The sequence below is a fragment of the Sphingomonas sp. Leaf17 genome (assembly GCF_001421505.1).
Lineage (GTDB): Bacteria > Pseudomonadota > Alphaproteobacteria > Sphingomonadales > Sphingomonadaceae > Sphingomonas.
In genome coordinates, this window is record NZ_LMKL01000001.1 from 72,423 (window position 1) to 96,253 (window position 23,831).

The 23,831-nt window shown below is 67.7% G+C and carries 25 protein-coding genes; 18 read left to right on the forward strand and 7 right to left on the reverse strand.

Annotation, left to right across the window (positions count from 1 at the left end; translation table 11 throughout):
- Positions 1-52 precede the first annotated feature (52 nt).
- A complete protein-coding gene (gene fliD, locus ASE75_RS00405) occupies positions 53-1,540 on the forward strand; it encodes a flagellar filament capping protein FliD (RefSeq protein ID WP_055927246.1) in 1,488 nt (495 codons plus the stop codon).
- A complete protein-coding gene (locus tag ASE75_RS00410) occupies positions 1,525-1,938 on the forward strand; it encodes a flagellar export chaperone FliS (protein ID WP_327196302.1) in 414 nt (137 codons plus the stop codon). The genes fliD and ASE75_RS00410 overlap by 16 nt, the downstream gene beginning before the upstream one ends.
- 26 nt (positions 1,939-1,964) lie before the next feature.
- On the opposite strand, the gene ASE75_RS00415 is transcribed toward ASE75_RS00410, so the two are convergent.
- From ASE75_RS00415 to ASE75_RS00440, 6 genes are all read right to left on the reverse strand, one after another.
- Complete coding sequence (locus tag ASE75_RS00415) at positions 1,965-2,648, reverse strand: Fe2+-dependent dioxygenase (protein WP_055927249.1); 684 nt, start codon at positions 2,646-2,648, stop codon at positions 1,965-1,967.
- Between the two features lie 49 nt (positions 2,649-2,697).
- Positions 2,698-5,100, reverse strand: coding sequence for a TonB-dependent receptor (locus ASE75_RS00420; RefSeq protein WP_055927252.1), 2,403 nt, complete (start codon positions 5,098-5,100; stop codon positions 2,698-2,700).
- A gap of 78 nt (positions 5,101-5,178) precedes the next feature.
- On the reverse strand, positions 5,179-5,472 hold the full coding sequence (locus tag ASE75_RS00425) for a ribbon-helix-helix domain-containing protein (protein ID WP_055927256.1): 294 nt from the start codon (positions 5,470-5,472) through the stop codon (positions 5,179-5,181).
- Positions 5,469-7,292 carry a cobaltochelatase subunit CobT gene (gene cobT / locus ASE75_RS00430; RefSeq protein ID WP_055927259.1) on the reverse strand — a complete coding sequence of 608 codons (1,824 nt, stop codon included), beginning with the start codon at positions 7,290-7,292 and terminating at the stop codon, positions 5,469-5,471. Before cobT ends, ASE75_RS00425 begins: the two co-directional genes overlap by 4 nt.
- Positions 7,293-7,298: 6 nt before the next feature.
- Positions 7,299-8,318: a cobaltochelatase subunit CobS gene (gene cobS / locus ASE75_RS00435; RefSeq protein WP_055927262.1), complete on the reverse strand. Its 1,020-nt coding sequence runs from the start codon at positions 8,316-8,318 to the stop codon at positions 7,299-7,301.
- Positions 8,319-8,435: 117 nt separating this feature from the next.
- Complete coding sequence (locus ASE75_RS00440; RefSeq protein WP_055927264.1) at positions 8,436-9,110, reverse strand: winged helix-turn-helix transcriptional regulator; 675 nt, start codon at positions 9,108-9,110, stop codon at positions 8,436-8,438.
- A gap of 218 nt (positions 9,111-9,328) precedes the next feature.
- On the opposite strand from ASE75_RS00440, the gene ASE75_RS00445 reads away from it, so the two are divergent.
- The gene (locus ASE75_RS00445) at positions 9,329-9,709 is read left to right on the forward strand and encodes a DUF1428 domain-containing protein (RefSeq protein ID WP_055927267.1); all 381 of its coding nucleotides are present in this window, start codon (positions 9,329-9,331) and stop codon (positions 9,707-9,709) included.
- A gap of 19 nt (positions 9,710-9,728) precedes the next feature.
- On the opposite strand, the gene ASE75_RS00450 is transcribed toward ASE75_RS00445, so the two are convergent.
- Entirely contained in the window at positions 9,729-10,262 is a 534-nt protein-coding gene (locus tag ASE75_RS00450; protein ID WP_235512448.1) for a J domain-containing protein, read from the reverse strand.
- Between the two features lie 117 nt (positions 10,263-10,379).
- On the opposite strand from ASE75_RS00450, the gene ASE75_RS00455 reads away from it, so the two are divergent.
- The 15 genes from ASE75_RS00455 (at position 10,380) to ASE75_RS14995 (ending at position 23,824) form a co-directional block, all read left to right on the forward strand.
- Positions 10,380-10,670: a BolA family protein gene (locus tag ASE75_RS00455; RefSeq protein ID WP_055929088.1), complete on the forward strand. Its 291-nt coding sequence runs from the start codon at positions 10,380-10,382 to the stop codon at positions 10,668-10,670.
- On the forward strand, positions 10,667-11,374 hold the full coding sequence (locus tag ASE75_RS00460) for a glutathione S-transferase (RefSeq protein WP_055927270.1): 708 nt from the start codon (positions 10,667-10,669) through the stop codon (positions 11,372-11,374). The genes ASE75_RS00455 and ASE75_RS00460 overlap by 4 nt, the downstream gene beginning before the upstream one ends.
- Entirely contained in the window at positions 11,371-11,835 is a 465-nt protein-coding gene (locus tag ASE75_RS00465) for an NUDIX hydrolase (protein WP_055927273.1), read from the forward strand. Before ASE75_RS00460 ends, ASE75_RS00465 begins: the two co-directional genes overlap by 4 nt.
- Positions 11,825-12,724, forward strand: a complete 900-nt coding sequence (locus ASE75_RS00470) for a pirin family protein (RefSeq protein WP_055927276.1) — start codon at positions 11,825-11,827, stop codon at positions 12,722-12,724. The genes ASE75_RS00465 and ASE75_RS00470 overlap by 11 nt, the downstream gene beginning before the upstream one ends.
- Positions 12,725-12,823: 99 nt before the next feature.
- Positions 12,824-13,705: an alpha/beta fold hydrolase gene (locus ASE75_RS00475; RefSeq protein ID WP_055927279.1), complete on the forward strand. Its 882-nt coding sequence runs from the start codon at positions 12,824-12,826 to the stop codon at positions 13,703-13,705.
- 74 nt (positions 13,706-13,779) lie between these two features.
- Complete coding sequence (gene hisG, locus ASE75_RS00480; RefSeq protein ID WP_055927282.1) at positions 13,780-14,457, forward strand: ATP phosphoribosyltransferase; 678 nt, start codon at positions 13,780-13,782, stop codon at positions 14,455-14,457.
- A complete protein-coding gene (gene hisD / locus ASE75_RS00485; RefSeq protein WP_055927285.1) occupies positions 14,454-15,749 on the forward strand; it encodes a histidinol dehydrogenase in 1,296 nt (431 codons plus the stop codon). Before hisG ends, hisD begins: the two co-directional genes overlap by 4 nt.
- A gap of 8 nt (positions 15,750-15,757) precedes the next feature.
- A complete protein-coding gene (gene nusB, locus ASE75_RS00490; protein ID WP_200922284.1) occupies positions 15,758-16,210 on the forward strand; it encodes a transcription antitermination factor NusB in 453 nt (150 codons plus the stop codon).
- Positions 16,211-16,381: 171 nt separating this feature from the next.
- On the forward strand, positions 16,382-17,287 hold the full coding sequence (gene thiL, locus ASE75_RS00495; protein WP_055927295.1) for a thiamine-phosphate kinase: 906 nt from the start codon (positions 16,382-16,384) through the stop codon (positions 17,285-17,287).
- A gap of 147 nt (positions 17,288-17,434) precedes the next feature.
- Positions 17,435-19,588, forward strand: coding sequence for a sodium-translocating pyrophosphatase (locus ASE75_RS00500; RefSeq protein WP_055927298.1), 2,154 nt, complete (start codon positions 17,435-17,437; stop codon positions 19,586-19,588).
- Positions 19,589-19,677: 89 nt separating this feature from the next.
- Positions 19,678-21,630, forward strand: coding sequence for an alpha/beta hydrolase family protein (locus ASE75_RS00505; RefSeq protein WP_055929091.1), 1,953 nt, complete (start codon positions 19,678-19,680; stop codon positions 21,628-21,630).
- A 124-nt stretch (positions 21,631-21,754) separates the two neighbouring features.
- Entirely contained in the window at positions 21,755-21,973 is a 219-nt protein-coding gene (infA, locus tag ASE75_RS00510) for a translation initiation factor IF-1 (protein ID WP_003049127.1), read from the forward strand.
- A 102-nt stretch (positions 21,974-22,075) separates the two neighbouring features.
- The gene (locus ASE75_RS00515) at positions 22,076-22,684 is read left to right on the forward strand and encodes a Maf family protein (protein WP_055927301.1); all 609 of its coding nucleotides are present in this window, start codon (positions 22,076-22,078) and stop codon (positions 22,682-22,684) included.
- Between the two features lie 7 nt (positions 22,685-22,691).
- On the forward strand, positions 22,692-23,645 hold the full coding sequence (locus ASE75_RS00520) for a ribonuclease (RefSeq protein ID WP_055927304.1): 954 nt from the start codon (positions 22,692-22,694) through the stop codon (positions 23,643-23,645).
- Entirely contained in the window at positions 23,642-23,824 is a 183-nt protein-coding gene (locus ASE75_RS14995; protein ID WP_082463708.1) for a DNA gyrase inhibitor YacG, read from the forward strand. Before ASE75_RS00520 ends, ASE75_RS14995 begins: the two co-directional genes overlap by 4 nt.
- Positions 23,825-23,831 lie beyond the last annotated feature (7 nt).

The following is a 23,831-nucleotide window of genomic DNA, read 5'->3' on the forward strand; positions in this document are numbered from 1 at the left end:
GATTTGCCGCCGCCCGGCCGTTTAACCCTGTGATACGCATCGGACACAGCCCATGGCCACCGTTACTTCTACCACGACAGCCTCTGCCAGCACCGTCGTCAGCTCGGCCTCGCAGGAGATCCTGAAGTCGCTCGGGACCGGCTCGGGCGTCGACACGACATCGCTGGTCGCCTCGCTCGTCAAGGCGCAGTTCGCGGCCAAGACCGCGGCGCTGACCGCGCGCAACGACACGTTGTCCAGCCAGATTTCCAGCGTCAGTACCATCAAGAGCGCGATTACCGGGTTCTCGAACGCCCTGGACTCCCTGGTCAAGGGCGGCTCGATCGCCAGCCAGCCGACGACCAGCAACGCCGGCATCCTGACCGCCACCGCGCTGTCGGGTTCCAAGCTGTCGGGCCTGTCGAAGACGATCGCCGTCAACCAGCTGGCCGGCGCACAATCCGCGACGACGCAGGTGGCGATCGCCGACCGGACCGCCGCGATCGGCACCGGCGAGTTCACGCTGACCACCGGCACCGCCACCTATTCGGCCGACGGCACGGCGATGACCGGCTTTGCCGCTGGCAGCAGCCCTGCCGTCAAGATCACCATCGATTCCACGAACAACAGCCTCGATGGGCTGATGAAGGCGATCAACCTGGCCAATGCCGGCGTTTCCGCCTCGATCGTCACCGACGCCGATGGCTCGGCCTATCTGTCGTTGAAGGGCACGTCCGGCGCGGCGCAGGCCTTCACGCTGGCCGCGACCACCGACACCGATGGCACCTTGTCGCGGTTCAACGTCGGCACCGGCGCGACGGGGACGAAGCTGAGCGGGGTCGCACAGAACGCGAAACTGACGGTCGACGGCGTACCGATCCAGCGAAGCTCAAACACGATCAGCGACCTGATCGACGGCGTGAAGCTGTCACTCAACAGCGCGTCGCCCGGCACCGTCGTGACGCTGGGCAGCCAGACGCCAACGGCCGCGCTGCAACAGGCGGTCAGCGATGTCGTCGCCACCTATAACGAGGTGATGACCGCGATCGCGAAGGAAACCGATCCGATCAACGGCGTCCTGCGATCGGATCCCGCGGCCAAGGCCCTGCTCCAGTCGATGAAGGGCCTGACGACCAAGGCGCTCTACACCGGGGCCGCCGCCGGCGCGCCGACCACGCTGTCCGAAATCGGCGTCGCCACCAATCGTGACGGCACGCTGAAGCTGGATACCACGCGGCTTGGTCAGGCGCTGACCCAGTTTCCATCGGCGGTGGAATCCATGTTCGCCTATTCCAGCCTGGGCATCAGCGGGCTTTCCGCGGCGATCACGGCGATTTCGACCAACGCCGTCAGCCCGTCGTTCGGGCTGGGCGCCTCCAACACCCGCTATGTCGCGCAGCAGAGCGACATCGCCTCGGCCCAGGCCAAGCTGGACGACGCCTCGGCCGTCATGTCGACCCGGCTGACCAAGCAGTTCGCCGGATCCAGCGCCCGCGTCACGGCCTACAAGGCGACCCAGACCATGCTGACCAACCAGATCGCCCAGTGGAACAAGAACTGACGATGTACGCCTCCCCCCTCTCCCGCGATCCGGAAGCGATGTACCGGCAGATCGACGTCGTCGGTCGCACCACCAATGCCGATGGCCCGGCGCTGGTCCAGCTGCTGTACGAGGAGCTGGTCCGTGCGCTGCGCGTCGCGGCCTGGGCCGCCGAACACCGGCAGTTCAAGGCCAAGAGCGAGCGCGTGACCCGCGCCACCGCGATCCTGTTCGCGCTGGAGGCGGGCCTCGATTTCGACAAGGGCGGCGACCTGTCGGTCACGCTGTCGCGGCTCTACGCCGGCGCGCGGCGGCAGGTCGTCGACGCCAGCCTCGGCCACGACCCGCAGCCATTCCGCGACGTGGCCACCAGCATGGAGGAAATTGCCCAGGCCTGGCGCACGATCCGGGCCGGGTAAGCGACCGGACCTGCGCCGCTACGCGCTCAGGCGTCCGCCCAGCGGCGCAGCAGATTGTGATACACGCCCGTCAGACGCACCACGGCCGGGTCGCCCTGCCCTGACATAGCCGCGACCGCCTGGACGCCGGAGTCGAGGTCGAACAGGATGCGGCGCGCGGCGTCGTCGCGCACCATCGACTGGATCCAGAAGAAGCTGGCGACGCGCACACCGCGCGTGACCGGCGTCACCCGGTGCAGGCTGGATGCCGGGTACAGCACCATATGCCCGGCCGGCAGCTTGACGCTTTGCGGCCCGTACAGATCCTCGACCACCAGTTCACCGCCGTCGTAGCTGTCCGGGTCGGACAGGAACAGGGTCGCCGACAGGTCGCTGCGCATCCGGAAATCGGTTCCGCGCCTCAACCGGATGGCGTTGTCGACATGCAGGCCGAAATCCTGCCCGCCGGCGTAGCGGTTGAACAGCGGCGGATAGACCTTGAGCGGCAGCGCGGCAGCCACGAACAACGGGGTCCGCCCCAGCGCATCCAGCACCATGTCGGCCGCCTCGCGCGCCGCCGGCAGATCCTCCGGCAATTGTTCGTTGCGCTTGGCAAGCGCCGCCTGCGGACCCGAGGTGGCGTTGCCGTCGATCCACCCGGCCGCGTCGATGATGCCGCGCAGGCGCGCTACGGCCGCCACATCGAGCACGTCGGGAATCGCGATCAGCATGGCGGCATCTCCGTGTCCTCCCCGCCTTCGGGCAGGGAGGGATAGCAGGTCAGAAACTGTAGAACAGGCTCAGCACCGCCTGCCGCCGCTCACCCGGGGTCGCCCAGCCGCCGCTGACCGCACCGGTCGTGGCGTTGACGTTGTTGCGGATGGTGGTGAAGTATTTCTCGTCCGTCAGGTTCTGCACATTCAGCTGCGCGGTCAGCCCGCCGCCAAAGGTATAGGCCAGATAGGCCCGGTGGGTCAGGTAATCGTCCGACCGATACTGCACCGGATTGGCGATATTCGGCGCATTCAGCGCGAAGTCGCCCTGATAGGTCAGGCCATAACCGACCTCCAGCCCGAACGGCAGCTTGTAGGTGGTGAACAGGCTGCCCGAATGCTTCGGCGTCTGGATCAGCTGGCTGTCGGCCTGCGGATCCGGGTTGGCGACGCTGTTGCCGCATCCCGCAAGGCCGGGCCGGGCAAGACAGGTGTTCGACACGCTCTGGCGGATCGTGCCGTCGAGATAGGTGTAATTGGCAAAGATCGTCCAGTTTTTCGTCACATTGCCCGACGCGCCCAGCGCGACACCGTCGACCCGGCTCTTGCCGTCCAGCACCTGCAAGGTCGGCAGGGCCGGATCATTCGACGCGACACGGTAATTCGTGCGTTCGTTGCGGAACAGCGCAGCGGTCAGCTCCAGCCGCCGGCCGAACAGCCCGGCCTTGGCCCCAACCTCGTAATTCTTCGCGGTTTCCGGGGCCACGTCGCAGAAACTGGCGGTGCCCACGCCACAGCCAAGCCGGACGGTCGACGACGACGGCGTCTTGGCGTTGCCATAGCCGCCATACAGGCTGACATTGTCGACCGGCTTGAACACCGCGCCGACGCGGTAGGAGAACAGCCGCTCGTTGCTGCGTTGCGGCGCGGCCGTGGCGTCGGTCAGCGCGACCGTCCCCGGCGGGACGAACGGCAACGGCAGTGCACGGAAGGTCGCATCGACGCTTTCCCAGCGGACACCGCCGTTCAGCTCGAAGTGCCGCCCCAGTTCCAGCGTGTCGAACGCATAGACCGCGATGTTGGTGGTGGTCGATTTCGACTGCGCGGTGATCGTATAGTTGGTCGGGCCGGTATAGGTCGTGTTCGGGCTGGCGAGGCCGATCAGCCCCTGTGCGACCGCCACGCCGCCGGCGGTACGCAGCAGCGACCCGCTCGTGATGGTGTAGTCCTCGACCGCCGCCGACATGCCGATGTTCAGCACGTTGCGGATACCGCCCTTTTCACCGGTCTGCACGCGCAGGTCGGTCTGGTTGAACAGCAATTGGTTCTCCTGATCGCGGACCAGCCCGCGCGGGCCGGACGGCAGGTAGTTGCCCGCCGGAACCGCGGTCGGACAGGCCAGACCGACCGTGCTGGCCCCCGTCGCGCCGATCGGCTGCAAACCGGTGGTCCCAAGGCAGAACGTCCCCTGCGGTGCGCTGGTGACGCTGTACTGGCCGACCCGCTGCCACCGGGTCAGGTTGCGGACGGAAAGGGCGTCAGACACCGCGTGCCGGAACGTCGCGGTCGCGCGGTCGACGGTCGTCTCCTGCGTATCCAGATTGACGATGCCGAAATAATCGCTGTTGTCGACGCCGGGCAGCGCGCCGTCGTTCACGCCGCTGCGGAAATAAGGAACGCCGTAGATCGGCGTATTGTCGTCGCGCTGGTGGACATAGGCCAGCGTCAGGCTGGTCGGACCGTCCATGCCGAGCGTGATCGACGGCGCGATGCCCCAGCGCTCGTATTTCTCGACATTGCGACCCGGCACGTCGTTGTGGTGATAGACACCATTCAACCGCACCGCGACCTGATCGCCGACCCGCACGTTGCTGTCGATCGCGCCGCGATAATAATTGTCGGTCCCGACCGATCCTTGCGCGATCGTCAGCGTCTGGTCGGTCGGCTCCTTGGTGACGAGGTTGATCGTGCCGCCGACGCTGCCCGATCCGTTGAAGACCGAATTCGCGCCGTTGTAGACCTCGATCTGCTGAAGGTTGAACGGGTCGGTGCGGCTGTACTGCGCGCTGTCGCGCACGCCATCGACGGTGATGTCGTTGTTCGCGCTGTAGCCGCGCAGGTTGATGCTGTCGCCGTAACCGCCGCCGCCCTCGCCCGCGCCGAAGGTGATGCCCGGGATCGTCTGCAAGGCATCGCGCAGCGTCTGCAGGTTCTGCTTGCGCAACACCTGGTCGCTGATGACGGTGATCGTCTGCGGCGTGTCGAGCAGCGCCGACGTCGCCTTGGGGCTTTCCACCTTCGTCGCTGGCAGCGCCTGACCATTCACGACGATGTCGTCGCGGGTGTCGTTGCGCTTCTGGTCGGCGGTATCGGCGGCGGCAACCGCGACCGGCGTGTCAGCCGCGACGGCTGGTGCGGAGGCGATGAAGCCGACGCAGGACAGCGCCAGAAACGATACGGACTTCGACAATGCAGTTCCCCTTTGCTCTTGGGGACGCCGCTATTGAGAGTCGTTCGCATTGTCAACGCTAATGCGAGTGCATCGCACTTACGCCTGGTGTTTTTGTTCCATCTCCGCACCGATCGCCGTCGCGCGCCCATCCACGGCCTGCGCGAACAGCCAGCTCCGGATCGCGCTGGCGAGATTGGGTGGCGCGTCGGCGGCGATCCGCAACACGTCGATCTGCGCGACCAGCGCGCTGAGCGGCAGGGCGAGCCGCTGCGCTTCTCCCTCCAGCGCCGCCCAGAACACCGGCTCAAGGCTGATCGATGTCTGATGCCCGGCAATGGTGATCGAACGCTTGAGCGGGCCGTAAAACCCGCCCGGCGGGCTTGCGATCATTCGGTGTCGAACAACGCGGCCAGCTGTTCGATCAGCGTTCCGCCCAGTTGCTCGACATCCATGATCGTCACGGCGCGCGCGTAATAGCGCGTGACGTCGTGGCCGATGCCGATCGCCGACAGTTCGACCGGCGACTTGGATTCGATCCAGCCGATCACCTGCCGCAGATGCCGTTCCAGATAGCTGCCCGAATTGACGCTGAGCGTCGAATCGTCGACCGGTGCGCCGTCCGAAATGACCATCAGGATCCGGCGATCCTCCGGCCGCGCCATCAACCGGCTATGCGCCCACAGCAGCGCCTCGCCGTCGATATTTTCCTTCAGCAACCCCTCGCGCATCATCAGGCCCAGGTTGGTGCGCGCCCGCCGCCACGGCTCGTCCGCCTTTTTGTAGACGATGTGGCGCACGTCGTTCAGCCGCCCCGGCTGCGGCGGGCGACCGGCAGCAAGCCACGTCTCGCGGCTCTGCCCGCCCTTCCAGGCGCGGGTCGTGAAGCCGAGGATCTCAGTCTTGACCCCGCACCGCTCCAGCGTCCGCGCCAGAATATCCGCGCTGATCGCCGCGATCGAGATCGGACGGCCGCGCATCGACCCCGAATTGTCGATCAGCAGGGTGACGACGGTGTCGCGGAAATCGGTCTCCCGCTCGATCTTGTAGCTGAGCGACTGGGTCGGGTTGACGACGACGCGAGCGAGCCGTGCGGCGTCCAGCATCCCCTCGTCCTGATCGAAGTCCCACGACCGCGCCTGCTGCGCCATCAGCCGCCGTTGCAGGCGGTTGGCCAGCTTCGACACCGCGCTCTGCAGATGCACGAGCTGCTGGTCGAGATAGCCGCGCAGCCGCGCCAGTTCGTCGGCGTCGCACAATTCGGTCGCGGCCACGACCTCGTCAAACCGGGTCGTCCACGGCTTATAGTCGAACTGCGACGACGGGTCGAAGCTGGGGCGATTAGGGCGGACGGGCTGCATGCCCTCCTCGCCATCGTCGCCGGGTTCGCCGTCCAGATCGTCGGGCGGATCGCCGCCATCCTCGCTCTGCCCCTCCTGATCCTCGGCCTCGCTGGTCTCGCCGCGCGCCTCGACCTCACCCTCGCCCTGACCGCCCTCGTCCTCGCCGTCGTCGGCGTCGTCATCGGCGTTCGTCTCGTCGGTACCCTCGTCCTCTACGCCGCCCTCATCGGTGGATTCGGGGGTCTGCTCACCCTCGATCAGTTCCAGATCGCGCAGCAGTTTGTTGGTCAGCGCCTGAAACGCCCGCTGGTCCTCCAGCGCGATCGACAGCGATCCCAGATCGGCCTTTGCATCGATCCAGTCTCGCACCAGCGCCAGACCTGGCGCGGCTACCGCCGGCGGCGCGCGTCCGGTCAGCGCCTCGCGCACCATCAGCCCCAGCGCGGTCGACAGCGGCACCTCGTCCCGGTTGCGTGCCCGCGTGATCGGGTCGGCACGCAGCCGCGCATCCAGCGCCACGCCCAGATTATCGGCGATCCCCGCATAGCCGCGCGCGCCCAGCGCCTCGACCCGCGCGCCCTCGACCGCATCGAAGACCGCGCGCGCGACCGCATCGGCCGGCGCGCCGCGGGTGTGCAGCGCGACGTCATGGTGGCGCAGCCGCAGGGCAAAGCCATCGGCATAGCCGCGGGCTTCAGCGACCTGATCGGCCGGCAGGGTGCGCGACGGCATCGGCACCTTGATGTGCTTGCCCGACTGCGCCGGCGCGTCGGCGGTGAAGGCGAGTTCGACCTCGCCCTCGCCCGACAGCGCACGCGCGGTGCCGCCGAGAACGGCCTTGAACCGGTCGATGGGGGTTTCCTGCGCCAACGGTCGTTACGCCTTGCCGACCACGCTCTCGGGCAAATCCTTGCCGAACACACGCTGGTAATATTCGGATACCAGCGCCCGCTCCGCCTCGTCGCACTTGTTCAGGAACGACAGGCGGAACGCGAACCCGACATCGCCGAAGATCAGCGCATTCTGGGCCCAGGTGATGACGGTGCGCGGACTCATCACGGTCGAGATATCGCCATTGACGAAGCCTTTTCGCGTCAGGTCGGCGACGCGAACCATGTTCTCTACCGTTTTCTTGCCCTCGGGCTTGTCATATTCGCCCGACTTGGCGAGCACGATCTGCGCCTCGACCGCCGCCGGCAGGTAGTTCAGCGTGACGACGATGTTCCAGCGGTCCATCTGGCCCTGGTTGATCTGCTGCGTGCCGTGATACAGCCCGCTGGTATCGCCAAGGCCGACCGTGTTGGCGGTCGCGAACAGGCGGAACCACGGGTTCGGGCGGATCACCCGGTTCTGGTCGAGAAGCGTCAGCTTGCCCTCCGTCTCCAGCACGCGCTGGATCACGAACATCACGTCGGGACGGCCGGCGTCATATTCGTCGAACACGAGCGCGGTCGGCGTCTGCAACGCCCAGGGGAGCAGACCTTCGCGGAACTCGGTGATCTGCTGCCCGTCCTTCAGGACGATGGCGTCGCGACCGACCAGGTCAATGCGGCTGATATGCGCGTCGAGGTTGATACGGATACACGGCCATTTCAGGCGCGCCGCCACCTGTTCAATGTGCGTCGACTTGCCGGTGCCATGATAGCCCTGCACCATCACCCGGCGGTTGTGCGCGAAGCCCGCCAGCACCGCGATCGTGGTATCCGCGTCGAAGACATAGGCCGGATCGAGGTCGGGGACACGTTCGTCCGCTTCGGAAAAGGCGGGCACCTCCATATCCGAATCGATGCCGAACAGGTCGCGCACCTTGACCATGCGATCGGGCGCATCGAGGATCGTCGTCTCACGGCCATCTTCGGAAGACCGGGCAGGCTGGGTATTGGAAATATCGGTCATGCCACTCTCATTGCCGTCGCGGATAGGGGCAAGGGACCGGCCCCTGCCGACCGCATAACGGTCGAGGGAGGAAAACGGCACCTCAGGCTTTCTCAGTGCGAAGCGAAACCGCCGGCGTCAACCCGTCACCGCCGTGTCGGCCGCCCGCGCCGCCACGGGAAACAGCCGGACGAAGCGTTCGGCGAGCGCACGGCTGCCGGTGTAGCGCACACGACTTTCCGCGACGGCGTCGGCGAGCGGACGGCCGTCGAACACCACGGCCGCAATCGTCGCTGGATCGCCCTCGATCATCAGGTCGACCCGGTCACTATCGTCGCGGCGGATCGCGATGCCGTGGATATCAACCCGCGCGACGAAGCGATCGAGCGGCAGGGTAAAGCCGATGACCGCGACGAAGCCGCGCGCAAGCTCGGCGCTGAACGCGCCGCGCAGGGCCAGCATCAGCGAGGCGGCGCTGTACGGTCGCCCGGCCTCCAGCGCGACCGCCCCTGCGACCCAGCGGTTCAGCGCGCGCAGGATCGGTTCGATTTCAAGCCCCCACGCCGTCAGTTCATAGACCTGGACCGGCCGGCGTCCCTCGATCACCCGCCGGCGCACGACACCTGCCGCCTCCAGCCCCTCCAGCCGCTGGGTCAGGACATTCGCGCTCAGGCCGGGTAGCCCGGCGCGCAGGTCGCTGAAGCGCCGCGCCCCGAACAGCAATTCGCGCACCACCAGCAACGCCCAGCGTTCGCCAAGCCGCTCCAGCGCCTGGGCCGTGCCGCAGGCGTCATCGTACCAGCGCTTGGCCATGCGCGGCGCGATATTCTGTCCCGCTGTGGCTCCGTCAGACCCGATAGGTTGCAATTGTTAACCCTCATATGCACCACCCGCTTATCAGCGGCGGTGCGTGGCGCAATGCCCATGCTGATTTTCATCGACCGGCCCGGCAGGTCGTTCAATCTGGACGCGACCCCCGTTCCCATGCGACCGACGGCTGCGACACAGGATCATCACGAGGAACGACGATCATGAGCTATATCCAGGGGTTCGTCATACCCGTCCCGACCGCCAACAAGGATGCGTATCTGGCGCTGGCATCGAAGGCGGCCCCGGTGTTCGTCGAATATGGCGCGTTGCGCGTGGTCGAGACGTGGGGCGACGCGGTGCCGGAGGGCGACGTGACCGATTTCTGGAGCGCGGTGCAGGCGACCGGGGACGAGGCGATCGTCTTTTCGTGGATCGAATGGCCCGACCGCGAAACCTATGTCGCGGCCGAGGCCAAGATCATGGCCGATCCGCGCATGGCCCCCGACGGCCCCATGCCGTTCGACGGCAAGCGGATGATCTACGCCGGCTTCGCCCCGCTGCTCGACACGATGGTGGTGCAGGCGCCCGCCGAGGAGGCGTAACCGTTGGTCGGCGGCACGGTCACGCGAACGCCTGCGCGCCCTTCAGTTCCTGATAGGCGGCGATCACCCGCTGCAATGCGCCTTCGTGGCTGCGGTCGCCGCCGTTGCGGTCGGGATGGTAGCGGCGCACGAGTTCGCTGTACCGCTTGCGCAGCGCGGTCCGGTCGACGTCGGCACCAAGGCCGAGCACCTTCAGCGCCTTGCGCTCGCCATCCGACAGGGGTTTGCCGTCCGCCCGTCCCGCCGGCGACGCGGCACGCCCGGCGAACCGCGCGCTGATCGCGTCGAGCGGATCGGCGAAATCGGCCCATCGCGGCGGCCGGTCGCCCGACTGGCCGGTAAAGGCACGGGTCTCGCGCTCCCACCCCGCGAACGGGCGCTGGGCGTCGTGAATCTCGTCGGCGGTCATCCCGTCGAAGAAATTATAGCCGGCGTTGAACGCGCGGACATGCTCAAGGCAGAACCAGCGGAACTGCGGCGGACGATCGCCGCCACCGCTACCCTCCAGCGGCGGCGCACGAAACTCGCCCGCCTCCGCACAGCCCGGAAACATGCAGACGCGCCCCGTCCCTTCCACCCGGCCGTGAAACCTCGGACCGGGCCGATCCTTCTTTTCCGTCGAACGCGTCACCGGTTCCCCATGAAACAGCAAATCGGCTATATAGGCGCGATGGACAGCACCGCCACCGCTCCGCTCGCCGAGTTGATCGCCGCCCGTCTGACGACCGCGCTCAACCCGACGCATCTGGATGTCGTCAACGACAGCCACCACCATGCCGGCCATATGGGCGACGACGGCACCGGCGAATCGCACTTTACCGTGATCGTCGAAAGCCCCGCCTTCGCAGGCCAGTCGCGCGTCGCACGGCAGCGCCGCATCAACCACGCGCTCGCCGACCTGCTCGCGACACGGATCCATGCGCTGGCGATCCGCGCCCGCGCGCCCGGCGAACCGGCATGAGCTATCGCCTGTGGTACTGGCCCGACCTGCAGGGGCGCGGCGAGTTCATCCGCCTGCCGCTGGAGGCGGCCGGCATCGCCTATAACGATTGCGGCCGGATGCGCGGGGCCGAGGTGATGCTGGAGAACATGGAAAGCCATGGCGGTCGCCAGCCCTTCGCTCCGCCCTATCTAGAACTCGACGGCCTGATCGTCGCGCAGACCGCCAATATCCTGATGTATCTGGGCGAGCGGCATGATCTGGCCCCGTCGGGCATGCGCGACCGGTTGTGGCTGCACCAGCTGCAACTGACGATCGCCGATCTGGTGGCGGAGGTGCACAACGTCCACCATCCGGTCGCGGCGATGGATTACTATGACGCGCAGAAGCCGGAGGCCGCACGCGCGGCGCTGCAGTTCCGCAACGAGCGCATGCCGAAATATTTCGACCATTTCGAACAGGCGATCGCCAGCAGCAGCGGCGACTGGCTGGTCGATCACCGCTGGACCTATGCCGATTGCTCGCTGTTCCAGATCGTCGAGGGCCTGCGCTACATGTTCCCGCAACGGATGGCGACGCTGGAACCCGATTATCCGCGGCTGGTCCGCATCCGCGACCAGGTCGCCGACCTGCCCGGCATCCGCGCCTATCTGAAAAGCGACCGGCGGATCCCGTTCAATACCGACGGCATCTTCCGCCACTATCCCGAACTCGACGCGGCGTGACCCTCGCCGACACCGTCCGGGTGGCGCGGCCCGCCGCGCGCATCCTGCTGGTCGATGCGCAGAACCGGGTGCTGATGTTCCGCTTCACCCCCGATGATCGCCCGCCATTGTGGTGTACGCCGGGCGGCGCGGTCGATCCCGGCGAAACCTATCCGCAAGCCGCGCGCCGCGAATTGTGGGAGGAGGTCGGCCTGGATGTGGATTGCGGCCCGGAAGTCGCACGCCGCGTCGTCGACTTCCGCACCTTCGAGGGGACCGAGGTCTGTGCCGACGAACGCTATTTCCGGGTCGATATCGACGCCTGCGACGTCCGCCCCGGCGGCCTGACCGCGCAGGAACAAGCCCTGCTGGTCGGCCACCGCTGGTTTACGCGGGACGAGATCGCACAGCACGACGAAGCCCTGTATCCCGCCGATCTCGTCGACCTGCTCGACGCAACGGAGAGCCACCATGCTCGATGATTTCATCCTACAGACGATCACCCCGGTTACTCACGATCTGGGCGGGTTCAAGGTCCACCGGACGCTGCCGAACAAGGCGCGGACGATGGTCGGCCCGTTCCTGTTCTTCGACCAGATGGGACCGGCAACGCTCGCGGTCGGCGGCGGCATCGACGTGCGCCCGCATCCGCACATCAACCTGTCGACCGTCACCTATCTGTTCGACGGCGCGATCGACCACCGCGATTCGCTGGGCACCGATGCGCGGATCGAACCGGGCGCGGTGAACCTGATGACCGCAGGGCACGGCATCGTCCATTCCGAACGCTCGCCCGGCGACGAGCGTGCGCATGGCCCCACTTTGTCCGGCATCCAGACCTGGCTCGCGCTGCCCGACGCGATGGAGGAAATCGACCCTGCGTTCGAGCATGTGACCAAGGCGCAACTGCCGGTCATCGACACGCCGGGCGCGCGCGCGCGGATCATCATGGGGTCGCTGTGGGGCCAGACCGCGCCGACCACGACCTATGCCGGCACGATCTATGCCGACATCGCGCTGGAGGCCGGCGCGGCGGTGCCGATCGACGCGGTGGCCGAGGAGCGCGCGATCTATCTGGCGATGGGCGAGGCCACGCTGGAGGGGGTGCCGCTGGAGCCGCAGGTCCTCTACGTCCTGCGCCCCGGCATCGCCGCCACGCTGCGCTCGGCCACCGGCGGCCGGGCGATGCTGTGCGGCGGCGATGCCTTCGCGACGCCGCGCCACGTCTGGTGGAACTTCGTCAGCTCGCGCCGTGACCGGATCCAGCAGGCCAAGCGCGACTGGAACGCCGGTGACTTTCCCAAGGTGCCCGGCGACGACCAGGAATGGATCCCGATCCCGGAGGTACCGAACACGGTCAGCTATCCCTGATCGGCTTGCGGCGCACGGCGGGCGTGGGCATGGTCCGGCAGGCCGGGACGGCAGCAAGGCATAAGCCCGCGCCGTTCGCCATCGGGAGGGGATCTGACCATGCAGCGTATCGCACTGACCACGGGCGTCGAGCTGGACGTCGCCACCGCCGGCGACCCCGCGCACCCGCCGATGATCCTGCTGCACGGCTTTCCGGAGTCGCACCGGACCTGGCGGCACGTCATGCCCGACCTGGCGCGCGACCATTTCGTCATCGCGCCCGACCAGCGCGGCTATGCCGGTTCGTCCAAGCCGGAGGGCGTCTCCGCCTACACCCCCGACAAGCCGGTCGCCGACCTGATCGCGCTGGCCGACCATTTCGGGCTCGACCGGTTCACGTTGGTCGCCCATGACTGGGGTGGTGCGATCGCATGGATGGCCGCGCTGAAGCATCCTGACCGGATCGCCCGGCTGGTCATCATCAACGCGCCGCACCCGCTGATCTTCCAGCGCACGCTGTTCGACGATCCGGCCCAGCGCGCCGCCAGCCAGTACATGACTGCCTTCCGCAACCCGACCCTTGAACGGCATATCGAAACGATCGGCCTCGACGCGTTCTTCGACACCAGCTTTGCCAAACACGCCGATCTGGCCATGCTCGCCGACGACAAGCCCGACTATCTGGCGGAGTGGAGCCAGCCGGGCGCGATGACGGCGATGCTGAACTGGTACCGGGCCAGCGCGATCATCGTGCCGGCGATGGACGAAACGCCGGCACGCCCCGACTGGCTGGACGCGCCGTTCCCGCCGCTGGCGATGCCGGTGCTGGTCATCTGGGGCCTGCGCGACGTCGCCCTGCTGCCGAGCCAGCTGGACGGTCTGGATACGCTGGTCCCCGACCTGACGATCGCCAGGGTCGACGCCGGGCATTTCGTGCCGTGGGAAAATCCGGATGCGGTCATCGCCGCCATCCGCGACTGGGAAAGACATCAGCCCGGTTGATTGTGATGGCGGCCGGGATCGTTCCGCCACGCTTGGTTGCGCCAGCCCGCGCGCACCAGTAAAGCCCCGGCTCCATGCCACAGCCGCCACTCATCCCCCCGCTCATCATCGCCGTCCCCAAGGGGCGTATTCTTGTCGAGGCCATGCCTTTGCTGGCGGCGGCCGGTATCCATCCGGAAGCGGCGTTCACCGACCCAGACAGCCGGGCCTTGCGGTTCGAAACCGACAACCCGGGCATATCGCTGATCCGGGTGCGCGCGTTCGACGTGGCCACCTTCGTCGCGCACGGGGCGGCGCATATGGGCATCGTCGGGTCGGACGTGCTGGCGGAGTTCGCCTATTCCGAGCTGTACGCGCCGGTCGATCTCGGGATCGGCCACTGCCGCCTGTCGGTCGCCGAACCGGCCGACATGGCGCAGAAGAACGATTCCCGCGGCTGGAGCCATGTCCGCGTCGCGACGAAGTATCCGCATGTGACGGCGCGCTATTTCGGCGATCGGGGCGTGCAGGCGGAGTGCGTGAAGCTGAACGGCGCGATGGAACTGGCCCCCACGCTCGGCCTCGCCCCGCGCATCGTCGATCTTGTATCGTCGGGCCGCACCCTGAAGGAAAACGGATTGGTCGAGGTCGCGCACATCATGGACGTCACGTCGCGGCTCGTCGTCAACCGCGCGGCGATGAAGACGCGCGGCGACGTCGTGCCGCTGGTCGACGCCTTCCGCCGCGCGGTCGGCGAGAGGGTCGCGGCATGATCCGCCTGTCGACGACCGATGCGGGCTTTGCCGAGGCGTTCGATGCGCTGGTCAACGACCGGCGCGAATCGGATTCGACCGTCACCCGCGATGTCGCGGCGATCATCGCCCGCGTGCGGGCCGAGGGCGAGGGCGCGGTCCGCGACCTGACGCTGGCGCTCGACCGGCATGATCTCGATGCGACCGGCTGGCAGGTCGACCTGGCCGACTGCAAGGCGGCGTTCGAGCGACTTGAACCCGAATTGCGGATCGCGCTGGAACTCGCGGCCACCCGCATCCGCGCCTATCATGAAAAGCAGCTGCCGGTGGACAGCGACTTCACCGACGCGGCCGGCGTCCGGCTTGGTGCGCGCTGGCGGCCCGTGGATGCGGCCGGGCTGTATGTGCCCGGCGGCCGGGCGGCCTATCCCTCGTCGCTATTGATGAACGCCATTCCCGCCAAGGTGGCGGGCGTCGGCCGGATTGCGATGGTCACCCCGACGCCCGACGGCAAGATCAACCATCTGGTCCTGGCCGCCGCGCATCTGGCCGGCGTCGACGAAATCTGGCGTATCGGTGGCGCGCAGGGCGTCGCCGCGCTGGCCCACGGAGCCGGACGGATCGCCGCCGTCGACGTCATCACCGGTCCCGGCAATGCCTGGGTCGCGGAGGCCAAGCGCCAGCTGTACGGCGTGGTCGGCATCGACATGGTCGCCGGCCCTTCCGAAATCGTCGTCCTCGCCGATGGCCTGAACGATTCCGAATGGACCGCCGCCGACCTGCTGAGCCAGGCCGAACACGACGTCACGACCCAGTCGATCCTGTTCACCGACGACGCCGACTTCGCCGACCGGGTCGCCGCCGCCGTGGATCGCCAGATCCCGGAACTGGCCACCGCCAACGTCGCGCGCGTGGCGTGGGACGCGAACGGCGCGATCATCGTCGTGCGCGATCTGGACGAGGCGATGCCACTGGTCGACCGGCTTGCGCCCGAGCATCTGCAATTGTCGGTCGACGCTCCCCAGACGCTGTTCGACCGGGTCCGCCATGCCGGATCGGTGTTCCTCGGCCGGCATACGCCCGAGGCGATCGGTGATTATGTCGCCGGTCCCAACCACGTCCTGCCGACCGGCCGGCGCGCGCGGTTTGCGTCGGGCCTGTCGGTTCTCGACTTCATGAAGCGCACCAGCTTCCTCGGCCTGACCGAGGACAGTCTGCGCGAACTCGGCCCCGCCACCGTCGCGCTCGCGCGGGCGGAGGGGCTGCCCGCCCATGCCAAATCGGTGGCGCTCCGCCTCCGCCTGAACGATTGAACGCTGTCATGACCCGCACTTCCGCCCGCTCCAAGGCGCGCGCCGCCGCCCGCCTCGCCGCCGTCCAGGCGCTGTACCAGCACGAGATGGAGGGGACGCCGGTCGTTCCCCTGCTGCATGAGTTCCATGCTCACCGGCTGGGCGCGGTGATCGAGGATGTGGAATATGCCGAGGCGGAGGTCGATTTCTTCGACGACATCGTCAAGGGCGCGACCGCGCGCGCGGGCGAGATCGACCTGCTGATCGAGGGCAAGCTGGCCAAGGGGTGGACGCTCGCCCGCCTCGACAAGCCGATGAAGGCATTGCTGCGCGCGGGCACCTATGAGTTGCTCGCGCGCGTCGACGTGCCGGTCGGCGCGGTCATCAGCGAATATGTCGACGTCGCCCACGCCTTTTACGAACGACGCGAGGCGGGGTTCGTCAACGGCCTGCTCGACGCGATCGGCAAGGATGTGCGCTGACCTGATTCCTCCCCGGCACAGGGAGGGGGACCGCGCTCAGCGGGCGTGGTGGAGGGCGCGTGCCCCAGGCGGGACGCTCAATAGACCTCTCCAAGCGTCGGACTCGCTGCCCTCCCCCTCCACCATCGCTGCGCGATGGTCCCCCTCCCCGTGCCGGGGAGGAATTGGCGGGTGACCGAAGCCGAGTTTCTGACCGCGTTACGCAGCCTGCCGCTGCACCCCGGCGCACGCGGACTGACCGACGATACCGCCGTCCTCGACGCCGGCCCGCTGGTCGTCACCACCGACACACTGGTTGAGGGCGTCCATTTCCTCAGCGGCGACCCGCCCGGCGATGTCGCGTGGAAACTGCTGGCGACCAACCTGTCGGACCTCGCCGCCAAGGGTGCCTCGGTCGAGGGCGTATTGCTCAACTACCCGCTGCGCGACGATGCGTGGGACCGCGCGTTCCTGACCGGTTTCGGCACGGCGCTGAAGGCGTTGGGCGCGCGGCTGATCGGTGGCGACACGGTGACATTGCCGCCGGGCGCACCGCGCGTCCTGACGCTGACCGCATTCGGCCGCGACGCCGCCGCCCCGCCCCGGAGCGGCGCGCGGGCGGGCGACGCCTTATGGGTGACGGGGACGATCGGTGACGCCGGCATCGGGCTGGCCATCGCCGGCGGGCAGACCGGGCCTGAGCGGTTGCGCGACGCCTACCGCCGCCCTTTGCCCCGTCTGGCCACGGGACGCCTGCTGGGGCCTCAGGTGTCGGCGATGATGGACGTGTCGGACGGGCTGCTGATCGACGCCGCGCGCATGGCGGCGGCAAGCGGGCTGGCGGTGGCGATCGACCTGTCGGCGGTGCCGCTGTCCGATGCCCTGCGCGATTTCGCGGGCGAGTCGCGCGACGTCCGGCTGGCGGCGATGACGGCGGGCGACGATTACGAACTGCTGTTCGCGCTGGCCGATGGTGCCATGCCCGCCGCGCCGGCGACCCGGATCGGGATGTTCGCGGTCGGGTCTGGGTTGAGCCTGCACGATGCGGGTGAGACGATCCCCCTGCCCGGCAGGCTCGGCTATCAACACGGCGGTTGACCGCCCCCCATCCGTTCGTTTCGGACGTAGTCGAAACGACCGGGATCGGGACACCCTTGCGCATTCCTCCACCCCTGATAGCCTCCCGCTCCTAACGATGAACGACCCGGACAACCGGGCGTCCGCCAGGAGAGGGAATAGCGACGTATGACCACGGTCTACCTCGCCATGATCTGCGGCCTTGTCGCCGTGATCTATGGCTTCGTCACCAGCCGTCAGGTGCTGGCCGCATCGCCCGGCAACGCAAAGATGCAGGATATCGCCGCAGCGATCCAGGAGGGGGCGAAGGCCTATCTGGGCCGGCAATACGTCACCATCGCCATCGTCGGCGCGGTCGTGGCGCTGGTCCTTGCCTTCACGCTGGGCTGGCTGTCGACCGTCGGGTTCCTCATCGGCGCGGTGCTGTCGGGCGTGGCGGGCTATGTCGGCATGAACATCTCGGTCCGTGCGAACGTCCGAACGGCGGAAGCCGCGCGAACCTCGTTGCAGGCCGGGCTGACGATGGCGTTCCGGTCGGGCGCGGTGACGGGGATGCTGGTTGCCGGACTCGGTCTTCTCTCGATCAGCGGCTTCTTCTGGTATCTGGTCGCGGTCGCGCGCCACGCCCCCAACGACCGGATCATCGTCGAGGCGCTGACCGCGCTGGCATTCGGGGCCTCGCTGATCTCGATCTTCGCGCGGCTGGGCGGCGGGATCTTTACCAAGGCGGCGGATGTCGGCGCGGATCTGGTCGGCAAGGTCGAGGCGGGCATCCCCGAGGACGACCCCCGCAATCCGGCGGTCATCGCCGATAACGTGGGCGACAATGTCGGCGACTGCGCCGGCATGGCCGCCGATCTGTTCGAGACATACGTCGTCACGCTGGGCGTCACGATGATCTCGATCGCGCTGCTGATTCAGGCGGACGCGGCCGAACTGATGCGGCTGATGACGTTGCCGCTCGCGGTCGGGGGGGTGTGCATCATCACCTCGATCATCGGCACCTACATGGTCCGGCTTGGGCGCGGTACGATCATGGGCGCGCTGTACAAGGGGTTCTGGACCAGCGCGATCCTGTCGGTCCCGGCGATCTACCTCGCGACCAGCATGGTGCTGGGCGATATGCATGCGGTGATCGGCGGGGCGGGCTTCCTCGACGCCGGGACCGACGCGCTGACCACTGGGGCGGAGAGCGTGGGCCAGCGGTTCACCGGCATGGACTTGTTCTGGTCGATGCTCGTCGGCCTGGCGGTCACCGGACTGATCGTCTGGATCACCGAATATTACACCGGCACCAATTACCGCCCGGTCCGCAGCATCGCCAAGGCATCCGAGACGGGCCACGGCACCAACGTGATTCAAGGGCTGGCGATCAGCCTGGAATCGACCGCGCTGCCCACCCTGGTGATCGTTGTCGCGGTCATCGTCGCCTATCAACTGGCGGGGATCATCGGCATCGCCTTTGCCGCCACCGCGATGCTGGCGCAGGCGGGGATGGTCGTCGCGCTCGATGCCTATGGCCCGGTCACCGACAATGCCGGCGGCATCGCCGAAATGGCCGGCCTGCCCGACGATGTCCGCCAGCGCACCGATGCGCTGGACGCGGTCGGCAACACGACCAAGGCCGTGACGAAGGGCTATGCGATCGGCTCGGCCGGGCTGGCGGCACTGGTGCTGTTCGGCGCGTACACCACGGATCTCGCGACCTACTTCCCCGACCTGACCGTCGATTTCAGCCTGTCCAACCCCTATGTCATCGTCGGCCTGCTGCTCGGTGCGCTGCTGCCCTATCTGTTCGGCGCGTTCGGGATGACGGCGGTCGGCCGCGCGGCGGGCGCGGTGGTCGAGGAGGTGCGCGCGCAATTCCGCGACAATCCCGGCATCATGCTGGGCACCAGCCGGCCGAACTACGCGCGCACCGTCGATCTGGTCACCCGCGCCGCGATCAAGGAAATGATCGTCCCCTCACTGCTGCCGGTGCTGTCGCCGATCGTCCTCTACTACGTCATCACCGCGGTCGCCGGACAGGCGCAGGGGTTCGCGGCACTGGGTGCGATGCTGCTCGGCGTGATCGTCTCGGGCCTGTTCGTCGCGATCTCGATGACCAGCGGCGGCGGCGCTTGGGACAATGCCAAGAAATATATCGAGGACGGCCATCACGGCGGCAAGGGGTCGGAGGCGCACAAGGCGGCGGTGACCGGCGACACCGTCGGCGACCCGTACAAGGACACCGCCGGCCCGGCGGTCAACCCGATGATAAAGATCACCAACATCGTCGCGCTGCTGCTGCTGGCGGCGCTGGCCGGGGGCGGTGCAGGCTAGGTTTTCGCGCTTGCAATGTTGGAAATGAAGGGGGATGCACAGGGCCATGGTGCCGCGATGGGGATGGCCGTGCCATGGGAGGCAAGGTCATGACATCACTGTTGTTCGGGGTCGTTGGCACGGCTCTCCTGCTCGCGACCCCGACCGCCGCGCCGGTCGCCGCGTCACCCGGTGAAACGCCCCCCGCCACCGACCGCATACCGGTCGAGACATTCGCCACCCTGCCCAATGTGACCGACCCGCAACTGTCGCCCGACGGCACCCGGATTGCCGCCAAGTTCAACGTGAAGGGCGAGCAGTTGCTGGTCATCAGCCAGTTGTTCGCCGCCGCCGGCGAGATGAAGCCACCGGCCATCGTCCGCACCGGCAAGACAGTGGACGTCAACTGGTGGCGCTGGGTCGGCAACGACTGGCTGGCGGTCGGCCTGGGGTCGCAGCAGACCGTGTACGGCACGGAGACGTATATCACCCGCACGCTGGGCGTCAGCGCCGACGGCCGGACGATGAACAAGATCGACTGGGAAAAGTCCGGCCTGCGCGCCGACGATGTGATCTGGCGCGCCCATGACGGCAGCCCGCGCATCCTGCTGTCCAAGCAGACGGGGATCGACACGATCGACCAGTTCTACCCCGGCGTGTTCGAGGCCAATCTGGCGACCGGCAAGATGAGGCGGATCACGGTCGGCTATGAAAATGTCTATGACTGGTACGCCGACGCGCAGGGGCGGCTGCGCATGGGCTATCGCCTGGATGACGACACTGGACACAGCACGCTGCTGTACCGTGACGCGGCGAGCGGTGGGTTCAAGACGATCGCGCGGGCCGGCAAGGGCGGCGACATGGTCATTCCCGCGCTGTTCCGCGCCGACGGCACCGCCCTTGCCACCGACGACACCGATGGCCGCGACGCACTGTACGAGGTGTCGTTGCCCGACCTGAAACTGGGCAAGCGGGTCTATGGCCTTGCCGATCACGATATCGACGGCATCGTCCGCTCGGCGTCGGGTGACGGACTGGACGGCGTCGTCGTCACCGACCGGTATACCCATACCGACTGGCTTGATCCCGCGATGAAGGCGATCCAGGCGAAGATCGACGCGGCGATCGGATCCAGTCGCCGCGCGCGGATCGTGTCGCGCAGCCAGGATGGCGCGCGCATGCTGATCGAGGTCGGCGCACCGGACCAGGCCGGGGCACTCTATTACTGGGATACCGCCGAAGGGTCGATGAAGCTGTTCGCGTGGCAGAACCCGGTGCTGAAGGGGCGCCGGCTGTCGCCGGTCACCACCGTGCAATACACCGCGCGCGACGGCACGCCGATTTCGGCGGTGATGACGTTGCCGCGCGGGCGCGAGGCCAAGGGGTTGCCGCTGATCGTCCTGCCCCATGGCGGCCCGTTCGCGCGCGATTCGGAAGGCTATGACTGGTGGGTCCAGTATCTGGCCGAAAGCGGCTATGCGGTGATCCAGCCCAACTATCGTGGATCGTCCGGGTTCGGCCGGGATTTCGCGAAGAAGGGCGAAGGCCAGTGGGGCCTGACCATGCAGGACGACCTGAACGACGCGCTGACCTACATGACGAAGGCGGGGATCGCCGACCCCAGGCGCGCCTGCATGATCGGCGCGTCCTATGGCGGCTATGCGGCGATGCGCGCCGCCCAGCGCGATGGCGCGCTGTACCGGTGCGCGGTGTCGTTTGCAGGCGTGTCGGACCTGGCGGCGATGCGCCGCTACGACAGCCAGTTCCTGTACGGCAAGACGCGCACGGCCTGGCTGAAGAAGCAGGCCCCGGATTTTCGCAGCGTGTCCCCACGCTTTGGCGCGGCCGGCTTCGCCATGCCGATCCTGCTGGTCCACGGCAAGGAGGACAAGCGCGTTCCGGTCAAGCAATCGCGGCTGATGGCGGACGAACTGAAGCAGGCGGGCAAGCCGTACGAGTATCTTGAACAGCCGCTGGCGGATCACCATTTCTCACGCGGGGAAGACCGGCTGGAGTTCCTGACACGGATGAAGGCGTTTCTGGATCGCCACAATCCGGCGTGATCGCGTCAGCCTGATCGGGCGGCGTGTGAGCGACAACACCGCCCCGGCTTTCCTTTTCAACCGTCCCGCGTTAAGGCGGCGCGTTTTTACGACCAGATTGCTGTCTAATTAGGGGCCTTATCGCTTGGCGAAAGAAGAACTTCTCGAAATGCGCGGACAGGTGGTTGAGCTGTTGCCCAACGCCATGTTCCGTGTCCGCCTGGAAAACGATCACGAGATCCTGGGCCACACCGCCGGCAAGATGCGCAAGAACCGCATCCGCGTCCTCGTCGGCGACGAAGTGCTGGTGGAACTGACGCCGTATGATCTGACCAAGGGGCGGATCACCTATCGTTTCAAGTAAGGCGTTTTGACCCGTGCCGGTGCGCGATCGCATCGCGTAACGGCATCAGGGCGCTTCAAGCATGGTTGACGCAGGCGGTGCAGTCCCCGACACGCCGCCCCCATGCCTGACCTGACCGCCGCCTCGACCCACAGCCCCCTTCCCCGGCTTGTTCTTGCCTCGACCTCGCCACGACGCCTCGCGCTCGTGGAGCGACTGGGGGTGCAACCGTCGCGCGTGGCCGCCCCCGACATCGACGAAGCCCCGCGTCCACGCGAAATCCCGCGCGACTATGCGCTGCGGATGGCGGTCGAGAAGGCGCATGCCGTGCCGCGCGGCGAGGGTGAGGTCATCCTGGCCGGCGACACCACCATCGCACTGGGTCTCAGCGTCCTGCCCCCGGCGGAGACGGAGGCCGTGCAGCGCGACCTGCTCGCCCGCCTGTCCGGGCGGCGGCACCACTGCCTGTCGGCGATCTGCGTCATCGACACCGCCGGCACCGTCCGCACCCGCATCGTCGACACGATCGTCGCGTTCAAACCGCTGTCGGCGGCCGAGATCGACGCCTATGTCGCCTGTGGCGAGGGGCTGGGCAAGGCGGGCGGCTATGCCATTCAGGGCCGGGCGGAGGCGTTCGTCCGGTTCCTGTCGGGCAGCCATTCGGGCGTCATCGGCCTGCCGCTGTTCGAGACGCGCGCGTTGCTGAAGACCGCGGGACTCCCACTTGGCTGAGGGGCGATTGGCGGAGTGGCTGTACGAGGACGGGATCGGCGAGGCGCGGGCCGCGCTCGTCGCGGACGGCGCGATCGTCGAGGCGCTGATCGAACCGGAGGGCGAGGCGCTGCGTCCCGGCGACGTGGCCCCGGCACGCCTCGTCGAACAGATGCCGGGCCGCCAGGGCCGCGTGACGCTGGTCGACGGGCGTGGCGATGCCTGGCTGGCGCATATTCCCCCCGGCGTGACGCTGGGCGCAACCCTGATGGTGGCGATCACGCGCGGTGTCATTCCTGAACGGGGTCGTGCCAAGCTGGCCAAGGCGGTGGCGACCGACGCGCGCCCCGGCCCCGCGCCCGACCTGCTGGCACGGATCACCGCTACCGGCATACCGGTACGGCATTTGCGCCCGCATGAGGCCGATGCGCTGGAGGCGGCGGGCTGGTCCGAATTGCTCGACGAGGCGGACAGCGGCGAGATCCTGTTCCCGACCGGCGCGTTGCGGATGGCGCTGACGCCCGCCATGACCCTGTTCGACGTCGACGGCGCACCGCCGCTCGACCGGCTGGCGCTGGATGCCGCGCGGCAGGTGGCGCTGGCGATCCGTCGCCACGGGATCGGGGGGTCGATCGGCGTGGATTTCCCCAACCTGACCAACAAGGCCGCGCGGCAGGCGGTGGCGGCGGCGATCGACGCGCATCTGCCGTTGCCGTTCGAGCGGACGCAGGTGAACGGCTTCGGCTTCCTGCAGATCGTGCGGCCGCGCATGCGGATGGCGATTCCCGAACTGATTCGTACCGATCCGGTGGGAGCCGCGGCGCGGGCGGCGATGCGCGTGCTGGAGCGTACGCCACCGGGCGGTCCGGCCGCGCACCGCCTGCCGCCGGCAGTCGTTGCGCGAATCGAATCGCATCCTGACTGGATCGCGCGACTGTCCGCGCGCATGGGGGCCATACCGATCCTGGAGCCTGACCGATGACCACGACCCGCTGCCCGATGTGCAAGGCGCCCGCCGTGCCAGAATATCGCCCCTTCTGCTCGCGCGGCTGCCGCGATCGCGACCTTTTGCAGTGGCTGGGCGACGGATATCGCATTCCGGGCCGACCAATTGGCGATGATGAACCGGACGGGGTAGACAGACCCCAAGACCCTGTTTAAAGGCCGC